We start from the raw sequence: 14,307 nt of genomic DNA, 5'->3' as shown, positions 1-14,307 counted from the left end.
TCTGATCGACAGCCTTCTGATTGTTTGGAGTGACCTCCATGGATACCATGAAACTGCAAAAACGCGCTTCCGTCTCGGCGATGCTCGATCCCAAGATCGTCGTGCCCGCGATCCGCGCTGCCTTCACCAAGCTCGATCCGCGGCTGATGATCAAGAACCCCGTGATGTTCGTGGTCGAGATCGTGGCCGCGCTCACCACGGTGATCTTCCTGCGAGACCTCGTCACGGGTGGCGAGAACCTCGGCTTCACCTTCCAGATCATCCTCTGGCTCTGGTTCACCGTGCTGTTCGCCAATCTCGCCGAAGCGGTCGCCGAAGGCCGCGGCAAGGCGCAGGCCGAATCGTTGCGCAAGACCCGCACCGAGAGCCAGGCCAAGCTGCTGACCGGCACCGGCCAGACCTTCAAGCTCGTGCCCGGCACGAGCCTCAAGGTCGGCGACATCGTGCTGGTCGAGGCCGGCGATACCATTCCCTCCGACGGTGAGGTGATCGAGGGTGTCGCGTCCGTCAACGAGGCCGCCATCACCGGCGAGTCCGCGCCCGTCATCCGAGAATCCGGCGGCGACCGCTCGGCGGTGACCGGCGGCACGCAGGTGCTGTCCGACTGGATCCGCGTCCGCATCACGGCAGCCCAGGGCTCGACCTTCATTGACCGCATGATCAAGCTGGTCGAGGGCGCCGAACGACAGAAGACGCCGAACGAGATCGCGCTCAACATCCTGCTGGCTGGCCTCACCATCATCTTCGTGTTCGCCACCGTCACCATTCCGAGCTACGCGGCCTATGCCGGCGGCTCGATCTCGGTGGTCGTGCTGGTCGCGCTGTTCGTGACGCTGATCCCGACCACGATCGGCGCGCTGCTGTCGGCGATCGGCATCGCCGGCATGGACCGCCTGGTCCGCTTCAACGTGCTGGCGATGTCGGGACGCGCGGTGGAAGCCGCCGGCGACGTCGACACGCTGCTGCTCGACAAGACCGGTACGATCACGCTTGGCAACCGCCAGGCCACCGCGTTCCGCCCCGTTCGCGGCGTGACCGAGCAGGAGCTCGCGGACGCGGCCCAGCTCGCCTCGCTGGCGGACGAGACGCCGGAAGGTCGCTCCATCGTCGTGCTGGCGAAGGAGAAATACGGCATCCGTGGCCGAGACATGGCCGAGCTTGGCGCCACTTTCATCCCGTTCACGGCGCAGACCCGCATGAGCGGTGTCGATGCCGGCGGCTCGTCGGTGCGCAAGGGCGCGGTCGATTCGATGCTGAACTATGTCGGTGGCGGTGCAACGCTGGCGGTTGCGTCCGGCAACACCGCCCGCGCCATCCAGCCTGCGGTGCTCTCGGAGGTCGGCCGCGAGGTCCAGGCCATTGCGGACGAGATCTCCAAGGCCGGCGGCACGCCGCTTGCGGTCGCCAAGGACGGCAAGCTGCTCGGCGTCATCCAGCTCAAGGACATCGTCAAGGGTGGTATCCGCGAGCGCTTTGCCGAGCTGCGCCGCATGGGCATTCGCACCGTCATGATCACCGGCGACAATCCGATGACGGCGGCCGCGATCGCGGCGGAAGCCGGCGTCGACGACTTCCTGGCGCAGGCAACCCCCGAAGACAAGCTCAAGCTGATCCGTGACGAGCAGGCCAAGGGCAAGCTGGTCGCCATGTGCGGCGACGGCACCAATGACGCGCCTGCGCTCGCCCAGGCCGACGTCGGCGTCGCCATGAACACCGGCACCCAGGCCGCGCGCGAGGCCGGCAACATGGTCGACCTCGACTCCAACCCGACCAAGCTGATCGAGGTGGTCGAGATCGGCAAGCAGCTCCTGATGACGCGCGGTGCGCTGACGACCTTTTCGATCGCCAACGACGTCGCAAAATACTTCGCGATCATCCCGGCGATGTTCCTCGCGTTCTACCCGCAGCTCAACGTGCTCAACGTCATGAACCTGTCGAGCCCGCAGAGCGCCATCCTGTCGGCGATCATCTTCAACGCGCTGATCATCATCGGGCTGATCCCGCTGGCGCTGAAAGGCGTCGCCTATCGCGCAGTCGGTGCCGGCGCGCTGCTCCGGCGCAACCTGCTGATCTACGGCCTCGGCGGGATCGTCATTCCCTTCATCGGCATCAAGGCGATCGACCTCGTCGTCGTTGCCTTGCACCTGGCTTAACCACGTCATTGCGAGGAGCGAAGCGACGAAGCAATCCAGACTGCCTCCGCGGAAAGACACTGGATTGCTTCGCTTCGCTCGCAATGACGGAAGACATAGGAGACCAAAAATGCTCAGAGAAATCCGCCCCGCCATCGTCCTGCTGCTGGTGCTCACCGCCATCACCGGACTTGCCTATCCGCTCGCGATGACCGCCATTGCCGGCGCGATCTTCCCGGCCCAGGCGCAGGGCAGCCTGATCGAGCGCGACGGCAAGGTGGTCGGCTCCGCCCTGATCGGGCAGGAGTTCAAGGACGACAAATATTTCCACGGCCGCCTCTCGGCGACGGTTGCGCCCGACCCGAATGATTCGACCAAGACGGTCTCGGCGCCCTACAACGCGGCCAATTCGGGCGGCTCCAATCTCGGCCCGACCAGCAAGGCGCTGGCCGACCGGCTGAAGGAAGACGTGGACAAGCTGAAGGCGGAGAATCCGAACGCCGCCGTACCGGAAGACCTGGTCACCACCTCGGCCAGCGGCCTCGATCCGGACATCTCGCCGGAAGCCGCAGAATTCCAGGTACCGCGCGTGGCAAAGGCGCGGAATCTGTCGGACGATCAGGTCAAGCAGCTCGTGGCCTCCAATACCCAGGGCCGCCTGCTCGGCCTGATCGGCGAACCGCGGGTTAACGTCCTTGCTCTAAACCTCGCGCTCGATCGCGTTGCCGCGAAGTAGCGCTCTAGGCTGGCGGCGCGCGGATGATTATATTGGCCTGATGGTCCGTGAACGCCGCGATCCCGAACAACGTCCGTCTCCCGAGGCGCTGCTGGAAGCCGCGCGCCGGGAGGAGAGCGCGAGCGGCAAGCTGAAAATCTTCGTCGGCGCCGCCCCCGGCGTCGGCAAGACCTACGAGATGCTGCAAAGCGCCCATGCCAGGCGCAAGGCCGGCATCGACGTCGTGGTCGGCTTCGTCGAGACCCATGGCCGTGCCGAGACCGAGGCGCTGGTGCGCGGCCTCGAAGTGATCCCGCGCAAGAAGTTCGACTACCGCGGCCAGACGGTCGAGGAGATGGACCTCGACGCCGTGATCGCGCGCCGCCCGAAAATCGCGCTGGTCGACGAACTCGCCCATACCAACGCCGCCGGCAGCCGCCATCCCAAGCGCTATCTCGACGTCGAGGAGCTGCTGTCCCATGGCATCGACGTCTATACCGCCGTCAATATCCAGCACATCGAGAGCCTGAACGACGTCGTTGCGCAGATCACCCATGTGCGGGTGCGCGAGACCGTGCCGGATTCCATCGTCGACCGCGCCGATGCGATCGAGCTGATCGACCTCACGCCCGACGATTTGATCCAGCGGCTGAAGGAGGGCAAGGTCTATGTCCCCAGGCAGGCCGAGCGGGCGCTCGAGCATTATTTCTCGCCGGGCAACCTGACCGCGCTACGTGAGCTGGCGCTGCGGCGCACGGCGGAACGGGTCGACGAGCAGCTCCTCACGCACATGCAGGCGAACGCGATCGCCGGCCCCTGGGCCGCGGGTGAGCGCATCCTCGTCTGCGTCAGCGAGGATCCGCGTGCGGCCGGGCTGGTGCGCTATACCAAGCGGCTGGCCGACCGGCTGCATGCGCCGTTTACGGCCGTCTCGATCGAGACGCGGCGCTCGCTCCAGCTCTCCGACGAGGAGCGCGACCGGCTCGCCGATACGCTGCGGCTTGCCGAAGCGCTCGGCGGCGAGGCGCTGACCATTCCCGCCGTCGACCGCCGCATCGCCGACGACGTCATCAATTTCGCGCAAGGCAACAACGTCACCCAGATCGTGATCGGCAAGTCGACGCGCTCGCGCTGGTTCGAGATGACGCGCGGCTCGGTCGTGCACGATCTGGTGCGCCGCGCCGGCAATATCAGCGTGCATGTCATCCCTGGCGACGAGCTCGCGAGCGAGCCGCCACCGAAGACCGCGGTGCAGACCGCGGCACGGACCGAGCCGTTCGATGCGCTTCCTTATCTGAAGGCACTCGGGATCACCGCGCTCGGCCTTGTGGCAGCAACGGCCATCAAGCCGTATTTCGGTGTCGAGAACGTCGACCTGATGTTCCTCACCGCGGTGGTGGCCGTGGCCGTGCGCTACGGGCTGTGGCCGTCGCTGCTTGCGAGCGTCGCGGCGTCGCTGGCCTACAACTTCTTTTTCCTGCCGCCGGTCTATACGTTTACCATCACCGACCCGACCAATGTCGCGGCGTTCTTCTTCTTCATGCTGATTGCGTTCGTGGTGTCGAACGTCGCGGGACGGGTGCGCACCCAGGCCGACACCGCGATCGGTCGCATCAGGACCACCGAGCAGCTCTATGCCTTCAGCCGGAAGCTCGCCGGCACCGCCACGCTCGACGACGTCTTGTGGGCAACCGCCTATCAGATTGCGTTGATGCTGAAGGTGCGCGTCGTGCTGTTGCTGCCGGAGGACGGGCTGCTCACGGTGAAATCCGGCTATCCGCCCGAGGACCAGCTCGACCAGGCCGATCTTGCCGCCGCCAATTGGGCCTGGAGCAATGATCGTCCCGCCGGCCGCGGCTCGGATACGCTGCCCGGCGCCAAGCGGCTGTTCCTGCCGATGCGCACCGGGCGCGGCCCGATCGGCGTGATCGGCATCGACAACGATCGCACCGGCCCGTTGCTGACGCCGGACCAGCGCCGGCTGCTCGACGCGCTGGTCGACCAGGGCGCGCTCGCGATCGAACGCGTGCTGCTGGTCGAGGACATGGATCGCGTCAAGCGCACCATCGAATCCGAGCGGCTGCGCTCGGCGCTGCTGACGTCGATTTCGCACGACCTGAAGACGCCGCTGGCGTCCGTTCTCGGCGCGGCCTCGACCATGCGCGATCTTGCCAGTGCGCTGTCCGACACCGAGAAGCGCGACCTGCTCGCCACCGTGATCGACGAGTCCGAGCGGCTCAACCGCTTCATCGCCAATCTGCTCGACATGACCAAGCTCGAATCCGGCGCCATCGTGCCCAACACGGCGCTGCACGATCTCGGCGAGATCGCCGGCAGCGCGCTCCGGCGGGCAGCCAAGATCCTGATCGCGCACAAGGTCGAGCTGGTGCTGGCCGCCGATCTGCCGATGCTCCAGTTAGATGCCGTGCTGTTCGAACAGGTGCTGTTCAACCTGCTCGACAATGCCGCCAAATATTCGCCGCCCGACACCACGATCTCGATCAAGGGCCAGCGCGACAGGGATCACGTGGTGCTCCAGATTGCCGACGAAGGCGACGGCATTCCGCCAGACGAGCTCGAGAGCGTATTCGACAAGTTCTATCGCGCGCAGAAGGGGGACCATGTCCGTCCCGGCACCGGGCTTGGGCTTGCCATCTCCCGCGGTTTCGTCGAGGCGATGCGGGGCACGATCTCGGCCGCCAACCGGGGCGACCGGAGCGGCGCGATCCTCACCATCCGTCTGCCCATCCCGGCACAGACCCAGGCATTGGATACCGCCGCATGAGTGCTGCCCCGATCAAGGTTCTTGTCATCGACGACGAGCCGCCGATCCGCAAGCTGCTGCGGATGGGGTTGACGACGCAGGGTTACGAGATCCTGGAGGCGTCAAACGGCAAGACCGCGCTGGAAAAGCTCGCGGAAGAGCCCGCGCTGATCATCCTCGATCTCGGCCTGCCCGATATCCAGGGCCATGAGCTGCTGCGCACGATACGCGCGCGCAACGAAAGCGTGCCGATCGTGGTGCTCTCGAGCCGTGGCGACGAGGCCGGCAAGGTGCAGGCGCTCGACCTCGGCGCCGACGATTACCTGACAAAGCCGTTCGGCATGGACGAACTGCTGGCGCGCCTGCGCGCCGCGCTGCGGCACCAGCTTCAGGTCCAGGGCGAGCGCCCGGTCTTCCGCACCGGCGATCTCTCCGTCGATCTGGTGCGCCGGATCGTCAAGCTCGGTGAGCGCGACGTCAAACTGTCGCCGAAGGAATATGACCTCTTGCGCGTGCTGGTCCAGCACGCCGGCAAGGTGCTGACCCATCGCTTCCTGCTCAAGGAGCTCTGGGACGAGCTGACCGACGCGCAATATCTGCGCGTCTATGTCCGCCAGCTCCGCCAGAAGATCGAGTCCGATCCGGAACGGCCGCAATATGTGCTGACGGAAACGGGGATCGGGTATCGGCTGAAGGCGGGGGATTGACTTAGCCGTCGTTCCGGGGCGATGCGAAGCATCGAACCCGGAACCTCGAGATTCCGGGTTCGCCTCTTCGAGGCGCCCCGGAATGACGGTGGGGTTGCTAACCCGCCTTCCTCTGTCGCGCCGTCGACCGGTGCACCTTGTTCGCGGCTCGTCCTCGCCCTGTCGTCCGCCGCCCACGCGGTTTGGCCGACGTCCGTCCTCCCCCGCGCCCCTTCAGGCTCTGCTTCAGCGCATCCATCAGGCTGACGACATTGCTCGGCCGCTCCTCGGGCTCCGGCAGCTCGATCTTCTTGCCGCTTGCCTTGCGCTTCACCAGCGCCTTCAGCGCGTTCTCATACTCGTCCTTGAACTTGCCGGGGTCGAAATGCGCGGCCTTGGTGTGCAGGATGTGGCCGGCGAGCTCGACCATGTCCTTGGTGATCTTCGGGCTCTTGATGTCGTCGAAGAACTGGTCCTCGTCGCGCAGCTCGTAGGGGTAGCGCAGCGTGGTGCCGAGCAGGCCCTTGCCGAGTGGTTCGATCGCGATGACGTGCTCGCGATTGGTGAGCACGATCCTGGCGAGCGCGACGCGTCCCTCGTCCTTCATGGCGTCGCGGATCACGGCAAAGGCGTCGATCGCGGCCTTGCCCTCGGGCGCGATGTAATAGGGATGGTTGAGGTAGCGCTGATCGATCTCGTCGCTCGGTACAAAGCTCTCGATGTCGATGGTGTGATTGCTCTCGATCTGGACCGCCTCGAGCTCTTCCGGTTCGATCTCGACATATTTGCCCTTCCGCAGCTCGTAGCCGCGTCCCTTCTGATCGCTCTCGACGACGTCGCCGGTCTCGGAATCGACCATCTGCTGCTTCAACCGGTTTCCGGTCTCGCGGTTGATCATGTGAAAGCGCGTCTTCTCGGCCGCCGTCGTGGCGGGGTAGAGCAGGACGGGGCAGCTCACGAGGGACAGCTTCAGCGTCCCTTTCCAATAGGCGCGGGGAGCCATCTCATTCTCCAGTGTTTTCAAGGCGTTTTCGGAACTCCAACGGGGCTCCGGGGTTTTGGTTCCGRGGCGGACTTTTGCCGTGATAGGCTTGAGGGGCGAGGACAAGAGCGGGACCCGGTCGTGCTGAGAAACCTTTCCACCTATCGCAAGAAGCGCGATTTCGAGAAGACGCCGGAGCCATCGGGCGAGTCGGCGGTCGCACCGTCGAAGCAGCGGCGTTTTGTCATTCAGAAGCACGACGCGACCCGGCTCCACTACGATCTGCGGCTCGAGTTCGATGGCGTCTTCAAATCCTGGGCCGTGACCAAGGGACCCTCGCTCGACCCGCACGACAAGCGGCTGGCGGTCGAGGTCGAGGATCATCCGCTCGACTATGGCGATTTCGAAGGCACGATCCCGGAGGACCAGTACGGCGGCGGCACCGTGATGCTGTGGGACCGCGGCACCTGGGAGGCCGACGATCCCGAACGCGGCTTCAAGAAGGGCGATTTGAAGTTCACGCTTCACGGCGAGAAGCTGCACGGGAGCTGGGTGCTGGTGCGGATGCGCAATGACCGGACCGGCGGCAAGCGCACCAACTGGCTCCTGATCAAGCACCGCGACGAATATGCCGCCGAGGGCGAGGACATTCTAGCCGAGGACAAGTCTGTCGCCTCCGGCCGCGCGATGGAGCAGATCGCGGACGGCAAGGGCCGTGCGCCAAAGCCGTTCATGCTGGCGAGAGGCGCCGTGAGCAAGGCCGATGCTGTCTGGCAGTCCAATCGTGCGGAGGAGACGAAAGGGCGGACCGTCAAGCCGGCGCCCCGCGCGGCGTTGAAGGGCGGCAAGCCCAAGGCGGCAAGGAAGAAGCCGACCACGGCCACGACCGCCAGCGAAGTCTCGGAGATGCCGGACTTCGTCGCGCCGCAGCTCTGCACCTCGGTCGAGCGTCCGCCGTCCGGCGAGGGCTGGTACCATGAGATCAAGTTCGACGGCTATCGCGTGCAGCTCCGGGTCGAGGACGGCAAGGCGACGCTGAAGACCCGCAAGGGGCTCGACTGGACCGACAAGTTCGCGTCGATCGCGAAGGAGGCGGACGCGCTGCCGGACGTGATGATCGACGGCGAGATCATCGCGCTCGGCCACAATGGCGCGCCAAACTTCTCCTCGCTCCAGGCCGCGCTGTCGGACGGCAAGACCGGAGATCTCATCTTCTTTGCCTTCGACCTGCTGTTTGCCGAGGGCCTCGATTGTCGCCGGCTTCCGCTCGGCGAGCGCAAGGCGCGCCTCAAGGAGCTGCTGGACGCGCGCAAGCGGAAGACGAGCCAGATCCGCTATGTCGAGCATTTCGAGAGCGGCGGCGACGCCGTGCTGCAATCGGCCTGCAAGCTCGAGCTCGAGGGCGTGGTGTCGAAGAAGCTCGACGCACCCTATCGCTCCGGCCGCACCGAGAGCTGGACCAAGGCAAAATGCCGCGCCGGCCAAGAGGTCGTGATCGGCGGCTGGAAGACCACGGCCGGAAAATTCCGTTCGCTGATGGCCGGTGTCTATCGCGGCGATCACCTCGTCTTCGTCGGCATGGTCGGCACCGGCTTTGGCGCCGACAAGGTCAAGCACATCATGCCGTTGCTGAAAGAGGCCGCGTCGAGTGAGAGTCCCTTCGGCGGCAAGAATGCGCCGAAGAAGACCCGCGACGTGCACTGGGTGCGACCGGAGCTCGTCGCCGAGATCGAGTTCGCGGGCTTCACCGCCGACGGCAACATTCGCCAGGCGGCATTCAAGGGCCTGCGGCAGGACAAGCCGGCCGAGGAGGTCGAGGCGGAAACGCCCGTCGATACCGGGCTCGCCCAGCCTTCGGCCAGGTCCCGCACCAAGGCGAAGTCCGTCAAACAGACAAAGGCGGGCGGCAGCGCCGAGGTGATGGGCGTCGTGATTTCGAAATCGGACAAGGAGCTGTGGCCGGACGGCGGCGACGGCGAGGGCGTCACCAAGCTCGATCTGGCGCGCTATTTCGAGGCGGTCGGCGGCTGGATGATCGAACATCTGAAGGGCCGCCCCTGTTCGATCCTGCGCGCACCCGACGGCATCGGCGGGGAAAAATTCTTCCAGCGCCATGCGATGCAGGGCGGCTCGAACCTGCTCGAGCTCGCCAAAGTCTCCGGTGATCGCAAGCCGTATTTGCAGATCGACCGTGTCGAGGGCCTTGCCGCGGTGGCGCAGATCGGCGGCCTCGAACTGCATCCCTGGAATTGCGCGCCGGACGCCTATGACACGCCGGGCCGGCTGGTGTTCGACCTCGACCCGGCGCCGGACGTCGATTTTGCCGACGTGGTCGAGGCGGCCAAGCAGATGCGGCAGCGGCTGGCCGACGTCGGCATGGAGAGCTTTTGCAAGACCACCGGCGGCAAGGGCCTGCACGTGGTTGTGCCGCTGCTCCATGGCGCGCGCGACAAGGTGAGCTGGAAGGAAGCCAAGGCCTTTGCGCAAGGCGTCTGCCAGTGGATGGCCGACGACGATCCCGGGCGTTATCTGCTCAACATGTCCAAGAAGCTGCGCAACGGGAAGATTTTTCTGGATTACCTGCGCAACGATCGCCTGTCGACGGCGGTAGCGCCACTGTCGCCGCGTGCACGTGATGGAGCAACGGTGTCGATGCCGGTCACCTGGGCGCAGGTCAAAGGCGATCTCGATCCGAAGCGCTACACGGTGCGGACCGTGCCGGGCCTGCTGCCGCGATCGAAGGCGTGGGACGGCTATGACGATGCCGCCACGCCGATCAAGGCGGCGATGAAGAAGCTCGCGGCGAAGATGAAGTAGTCGCTCTTGTAAACGTCATTCCGGGCTGCGCGAAGCGCAGACCCGGAATCCAGAGGTTTGCGGCGCGAGATTCCGGGTTCGCGCTTGCGCGCGCCCCGGAATGACCGACTTGGCTAGATCCGTCCCAGCAGGAGCAGGATCAGCAGGATGACGATGATGAGCCCGAGGCCGCCGCCGCCGTAATAGCCGGTGCCGTAGAACGGGCCGCCGCCGATACCGCTGAAGCCGCCAAGCAGAGCAATGACCAGAATGATCAGAATGATTGTACCGATAGACATGCGAATCTCCTCAGCCCTTTGTCGAAAGGGTCGTTGCACCTGTCCCTTATGAAGGGGCAACTTGCCGCAGGTTCTAAAGTTCCGAATCTGAAACACGGCAAGGTTGGCCAACTGGCATGGAACCTTTGTCCGTCCAGCTGGCATGACTCGGTGAGGATCGATCGCTATTGGGTAGGGCCATGACAGCACCGCTTGTCGTTTCAATTCCCCATCGTCTCGGCCGCGAGGAGGCGGTGCGGCGGCTCAAGACCGGGCTCGGCCGCGCGTCGGCCAGCATTCCCGTGATGCAGGTCGAGGAGGAGCGCTGGAGCGGCGACACCATGAATTTCCGCATCCGTGCGCTCGGACAGATCGCGACCGGCCAGGTCGACGTCGCCGACGACCATGTGCGGGTCGAGGTGGTGTTGCCGTGGCTGTTGCAGCGTTTCGCCGAAATGGCGCAGGCCACGATCCGCAAGCGCGGCCAGTTGCTGTTGACGAAGGACGAGAAAAAATAGCGTTCAGGCGCGGGCGCGCTGCCGGGCCGGCCTTGCCGCGGCTGTGCTGCGCGCGGCGATGACGGCAGCGGGAAAATCACGAAGCGCCTGCGCAAGCGGCAATTGATTGCCGGCGAGGCCTGGCGCAGCATAGCCCGTGATGTCGACCGTCGCGTCAAATTCCTCGAGGATCGGCCATTCGCGACCGGCTTGCGTGAACGGTGCCAACATGCGCCCGGTCACCACGATCGCAGCAGTGCGGCCGTGGCGGCGGGCGAAGGCGACGACATGGTCGGCGTGGGCGCCGCTCACCCCGAGCGGCTGGTAGTCGCCATGTGTGAAGACGTCGGCGAGCTCATGGCGCAGCTTGAGCAGGTGCCGCGTCCAGGCCAGCTTGAGCCGGCCATCGGGCCAGGTCTTGATCGGGCCGCGCCAATCCGGAGCTTCCGGCGATGCCAGCGCCGCATGCCGCGCGGCAAAATCCACCGGTCGGCGGTTGTCGGGATCGACCAGCGACAGGTCCCAGAATTCGGTGCCCTGGTAGAAGTCCGGGACGCCCGGCAGCGTCGCCTTGAGCGTGAGCTGGCTCAGCGAATTCAACGCACCCAGCAGCGCGACGCGGCGGGCCAGGGTTTGCAGCGCCTCCAGGAATTCGCGCGACCGCGCAGGATCGAGGATCCCGGCGACGAAGTCCCGTATGCCGGCCTCGTAGGTCTCGTGGGGATTGAGCCAGCTCGTCTCCTCCTTGCCTTCGCGCGCGGCCTTGAGCGCGTAAGCCTGGATGCGCTCGACGAAGCCTTCGTCCGGGCCCTCGAGCGGCCATGCCCCGAGCAGGGTCTGGTAGAGCATGTATTCGAATGTCGCCGACGGCGCACGCAGATTGCCGCGGAGCGCGAGGTGCGGTGCGTTCAACACCTTCCAGCGTGCCACCGTACTGGTCCACTCGCCGGGAATCTCGCTGAGCGCCGCGATCCGCGCGCGCGCATCCTCGCCGCGCTTGGTATCGTGCGTGGCGGTCGCGGTCATGCCGTGCGGCCACTCCCTGGCGCGGGCCTGCATGGCCTCGTGGAAGGCGGGAAGCGCAAGACCGGTGCTCGCGGCATCGCCGCCGACCTCGTTCAACGCGAGCAGGCGGTGGAATTGGTAGAAGGCGGTGTCCTCCAGCGACTTCGCCATCACCGGCCCGGTGAATTGCTGCACCTTCAGCGCGAAGCGGCGCACGCGCGGGGCGCTGTGCGGGTGACGGCCGGGCTTGAGCAGGTCCATGGTCAGGGCATCGCGCAGGAAGTCGAAAATGCCCTCGTCCGCGGCGAACCACTCCGCACGGGCACGCGCGATCGTGTCGTCGATCAGCTTGCGGTCGTGCGCGGCAGGCGCGCCGGACGTGAGATAGGTGCGATAGACCGGAAAATGCAGCACGTAGAGCTCGAGCGCCTGCCGCAGGCTGTCGGCCGAGAAGTCGCGGGTCGAGTAGTGGCCGTTGGCGATGCGCGCGAGCAGCCGCGTCAGCACGGTGAATTCGCTGGTGAGCAGCGTCTCCAGCACGCGCCGCTTGGCGTCCTTGACATAGGGCGCAAGCCGCGGCGGCCGGTTGCTGATCTGCCGCCAGGTTTCGTCCAGCGCGTCCAGTCCCCTGGGATCGACCAGCATTTGGGTGATGACGTTCATCCACTCGTAACCGGTGGTGCCGTGAACGCCGGCAAAGTGCGGCAGGCGCTCGTGCTCGCACAGGATCTTCTCGATCACGGTATAGAACGGTTTCGTCGCGCCTTGCGCGTCGCGCACGAGGCGGCGCAGCCGCTGGCAATACTGCGCGGGGTCGCGCAGGCCGTCGATGTGGTCGAGACGGATGCCCTGCAAATTTCCGTCGGCGACCAATTGCTTCACCAGCCTGTGGGTGGCGGCGAATGTGCCGGGGTCCTCGACGCGCAGACCCGCAAGCCCGTTGACGTCGAAGAAGCGGCGATAGTTGATGTCGCTGGAGGCAAGCCGCCAATGGCCGAGCTTGTAGTGCTGGCGCTCGAGCAGATGATGCAGCGCCAGGGTCTGCGCCGGGCGGTCCTTTGCCGCGCGATAGGCGCCGAGGCCGCGCGCGATGATGTCGGCCGCGCCCGCGATGTCCCTGAGTTCGGCCTTGAAGCCCGGCGCTTCCTTGCGATTGGGACGGCGCAATCCGGTGTGGCGCGCCGCAAGCGCGAGCACGCGCTTGCCGGCTTCGGTCTCGGCGGCGTCCGCTTCCTTGACGACCATCCGCAGCACCTCGCCATAGCGCTCCGCCGCGATCGGCAGGCGATGCTCGAAATACCAGGCGGACAAGCTGCCCTGTTCGGGATCGTAGCGCAGTTCGATCTCGCCGCGCTCCAGGGCCTCGCCATAGGACGAGCCGAGGATCGGCAGCAGCACGCCGCCGCGGGCGCGGTGGGGCAGCAGGTCCCAGTCGATATCGAAGGCTGCCGCATGCGGCGACGTCGGTCCCCATTCCAGCACGTCGAGCCACCATGGATTGTCGGCAAAATGCACGCCGACATGGTTGGGCACGAAATCGATGATGAGACCGATGTCATGCTGGCTCAGCGCCGTGCTCAGCCGGGCAAAACCGGCCTCGCCGCCGAGCTCGGGGTTGAACTGGCTGTGATCGACGGTGTCGTAGCCGTGGGTCGAGCCCTTGCGGGCCTTCATCACCGGCGAGGCGTAGAGATGCGTGATCCCCAGCGCCTTCAGGTAAGGCACCATCTCGGCGGCCTTGTCGAAGTCGAAATCCGCGGTGAGCTGAAGCCGGTAGGTCGCAAGAGGGATGGCGGGAGGCATGCTAACCTCCGAGGCGCCAGACCACCGACCAGGGCGGAAGCCGGCCGCCCGCCGCGGCGCCCCAGATCGGCGTGCCCGCGCTGTCGTTGGAATGCGCGATCTCCCGGTCCGACAGATTGGCGGCGAGGCGTAGCGTCGTTCCGTCGCCCATGCGCCAATGCGCGGCCAGCAAGCCGTTGTCGCTCGCCTCGGCGTCGCCGAAGGTCGCGCCCTTCAGCCGCGGCGCGATCTCCTTGCGGCGGAGCGTGAGCAGGTCTCGCACCAGAGCGAGCCGTGCATTCTGCTCCGGCGTGCGGCCGGTCCAGTCGAGCACGGCCGATTGCAGCGTCGCGGGGTCGAGCGGGTCGGGCACCTCGTCGCCGTATTTCTCGTAGGCCCAGGCATATTCCTGCCGACGGCCCTTGCGCACGGCATCGGCGAGCCCGCCTTGGAAGTCGCAGAAGAACGGGAAGGGCGCCGTCGAGCCCCATTCCTCGCCCATGAACAGCATCGGGATCATGGGAGCCAGAAGCGTCACCGCCAGCGCAGCCTCGATCTGCCTGGGCGATGCCAGGCTTTCGAGCCGGTCGCCGAGCGGGCGGTTGCCGATCTGATCGTGGTTCTGGAGGAAATTGACGAAGGTCGCCGGCGGCAATGCGCCGCTCGGCTC

Annotated in this window: 10 protein-coding genes; 6 read left to right on the top strand and 4 right to left on the bottom strand. The window is 65.9% G+C overall.

Translation table 11 applies throughout. The annotated features are described in order from the left end of the window. The first annotated feature begins 38 nt into the window (after positions 1-38). From kdpB to ACXJL8_RS04455, 4 genes are all read left to right on the top strand, one after another. Positions 39-2,153 carry a potassium-transporting ATPase subunit KdpB gene (gene kdpB / locus ACXJL8_RS04470; protein WP_456684668.1) on the top strand — a complete coding sequence of 705 codons (2,115 nt, stop codon included), beginning with the start codon at positions 39-41 and terminating at the stop codon, positions 2,151-2,153. A 109-nt stretch (positions 2,154-2,262) separates the two neighbouring features. Then, positions 2,263-2,868, top strand: coding sequence for a K(+)-transporting ATPase subunit C (locus ACXJL8_RS04465; RefSeq protein WP_456617978.1), 606 nt, complete (start codon positions 2,263-2,265; stop codon positions 2,866-2,868). A 40-nt stretch (positions 2,869-2,908) separates the two neighbouring features. Continuing rightward, positions 2,909-5,632, top strand: a complete 2,724-nt coding sequence (locus ACXJL8_RS04460) for a DUF4118 domain-containing protein (RefSeq protein WP_456617977.1) — start codon at positions 2,909-2,911, stop codon at positions 5,630-5,632. Then, positions 5,629-6,318, top strand: coding sequence for a response regulator (locus ACXJL8_RS04455; RefSeq protein WP_456617976.1), 690 nt, complete (start codon positions 5,629-5,631; stop codon positions 6,316-6,318). The genes ACXJL8_RS04460 and ACXJL8_RS04455 overlap by 4 nt, the downstream gene beginning before the upstream one ends. Positions 6,319-6,415: 97 nt before the next feature. On the opposite strand, the gene ku is transcribed toward ACXJL8_RS04455, so the two are convergent. Beyond that, positions 6,416-7,300 carry a non-homologous end joining protein Ku gene (ku, locus tag ACXJL8_RS04450; RefSeq protein WP_456617975.1) on the bottom strand — a complete coding sequence of 295 codons (885 nt, stop codon included), beginning with the start codon at positions 7,298-7,300 and terminating at the stop codon, positions 6,416-6,418. A gap of 120 nt (positions 7,301-7,420) precedes the next feature. Between ku and ligD the strand changes: the two genes are divergently transcribed. Next, complete coding sequence (gene ligD, locus ACXJL8_RS04445; RefSeq protein WP_456617974.1) at positions 7,421-10,096, top strand: DNA ligase D; 2,676 nt, start codon at positions 7,421-7,423, stop codon at positions 10,094-10,096. Positions 10,097-10,209: 113 nt separating this feature from the next. Here ligD and ACXJL8_RS04440 read toward each other — a convergent pair whose 3' ends face one another. Then, positions 10,210-10,374, bottom strand: a complete 165-nt coding sequence (locus ACXJL8_RS04440; protein WP_106945843.1) for a DUF3309 family protein — start codon at positions 10,372-10,374, stop codon at positions 10,210-10,212. A gap of 179 nt (positions 10,375-10,553) precedes the next feature. Between ACXJL8_RS04440 and ACXJL8_RS04435 the strand changes: the two genes are divergently transcribed. Continuing rightward, a complete protein-coding gene (locus tag ACXJL8_RS04435; protein ID WP_456617973.1) occupies positions 10,554-10,871 on the top strand; it encodes a polyhydroxyalkanoic acid system family protein in 318 nt (105 codons plus the stop codon). Between the two features lie 3 nt (positions 10,872-10,874). On the opposite strand, the gene treY is transcribed toward ACXJL8_RS04435, so the two are convergent. Both treY and ACXJL8_RS04425 read right to left on the bottom strand, forming a co-directional pair. Continuing rightward, positions 10,875-13,658, bottom strand: a complete 2,784-nt coding sequence (gene treY, locus ACXJL8_RS04430; RefSeq protein ID WP_456617972.1) for a malto-oligosyltrehalose synthase — start codon at positions 13,656-13,658, stop codon at positions 10,875-10,877. A gap of 1 nt (position 13,659) precedes the next feature. After that, a partial coding sequence (locus ACXJL8_RS04425) for a DUF3459 domain-containing protein (protein WP_456684667.1) occupies positions 13,660-14,307 on the bottom strand: 648 nt, incomplete at its 5' end.

This window comes from Bradyrhizobium sp. P5_C11_2 (genome assembly GCF_054049755.1).
The sequence above is the reverse complement of the archived record's forward strand: the minus strand, read 5'-3'. Positions and strand labels throughout refer to the sequence as shown.

Bases quoted from the DNA above. Each gene is read 5' to 3' on its own strand.
- ACXJL8_RS04435 (WP_456617973.1), top strand. From the start codon at position 10,554: ATGACAGCACCGCTTGTCGTTTCAATTCCCCATCGTCTCGGCCGCGAG.
- kdpB (WP_456684668.1), top strand. From the start codon at position 39: ATGGATACCATGAAACTGCAAAAACGCGCTTCCGTCTCGGCGATGCTC.
- ACXJL8_RS04455 (WP_456617976.1), top strand. From the start codon at position 5,629: ATGAGTGCTGCCCCGATCAAGGTTCTTGTCATCGACGACGAGCCGCCG.
- ACXJL8_RS04465 (WP_456617978.1), top strand. From the start codon at position 2,263: ATGCTCAGAGAAATCCGCCCCGCCATCGTCCTGCTGCTGGTGCTCACC.
- ku (WP_456617975.1), bottom strand. From the start codon at position 7,300: ATGGCTCCCCGCGCCTATTGGAAAGGGACGCTGAAGCTGTCCCTCGTG.
- treY (WP_456617972.1), bottom strand. From the start codon at position 13,658: ATGCCTCCCGCCATCCCTCTTGCGACCTACCGGCTTCAGCTCACCGCG.
- ACXJL8_RS04460 (WP_456617977.1), top strand. From the start codon at position 2,909: ATGGTCCGTGAACGCCGCGATCCCGAACAACGTCCGTCTCCCGAGGCG.
- ACXJL8_RS04440 (WP_106945843.1), bottom strand. From the start codon at position 10,374: ATGTCTATCGGTACAATCATTCTGATCATTCTGGTCATTGCTCTGCTT.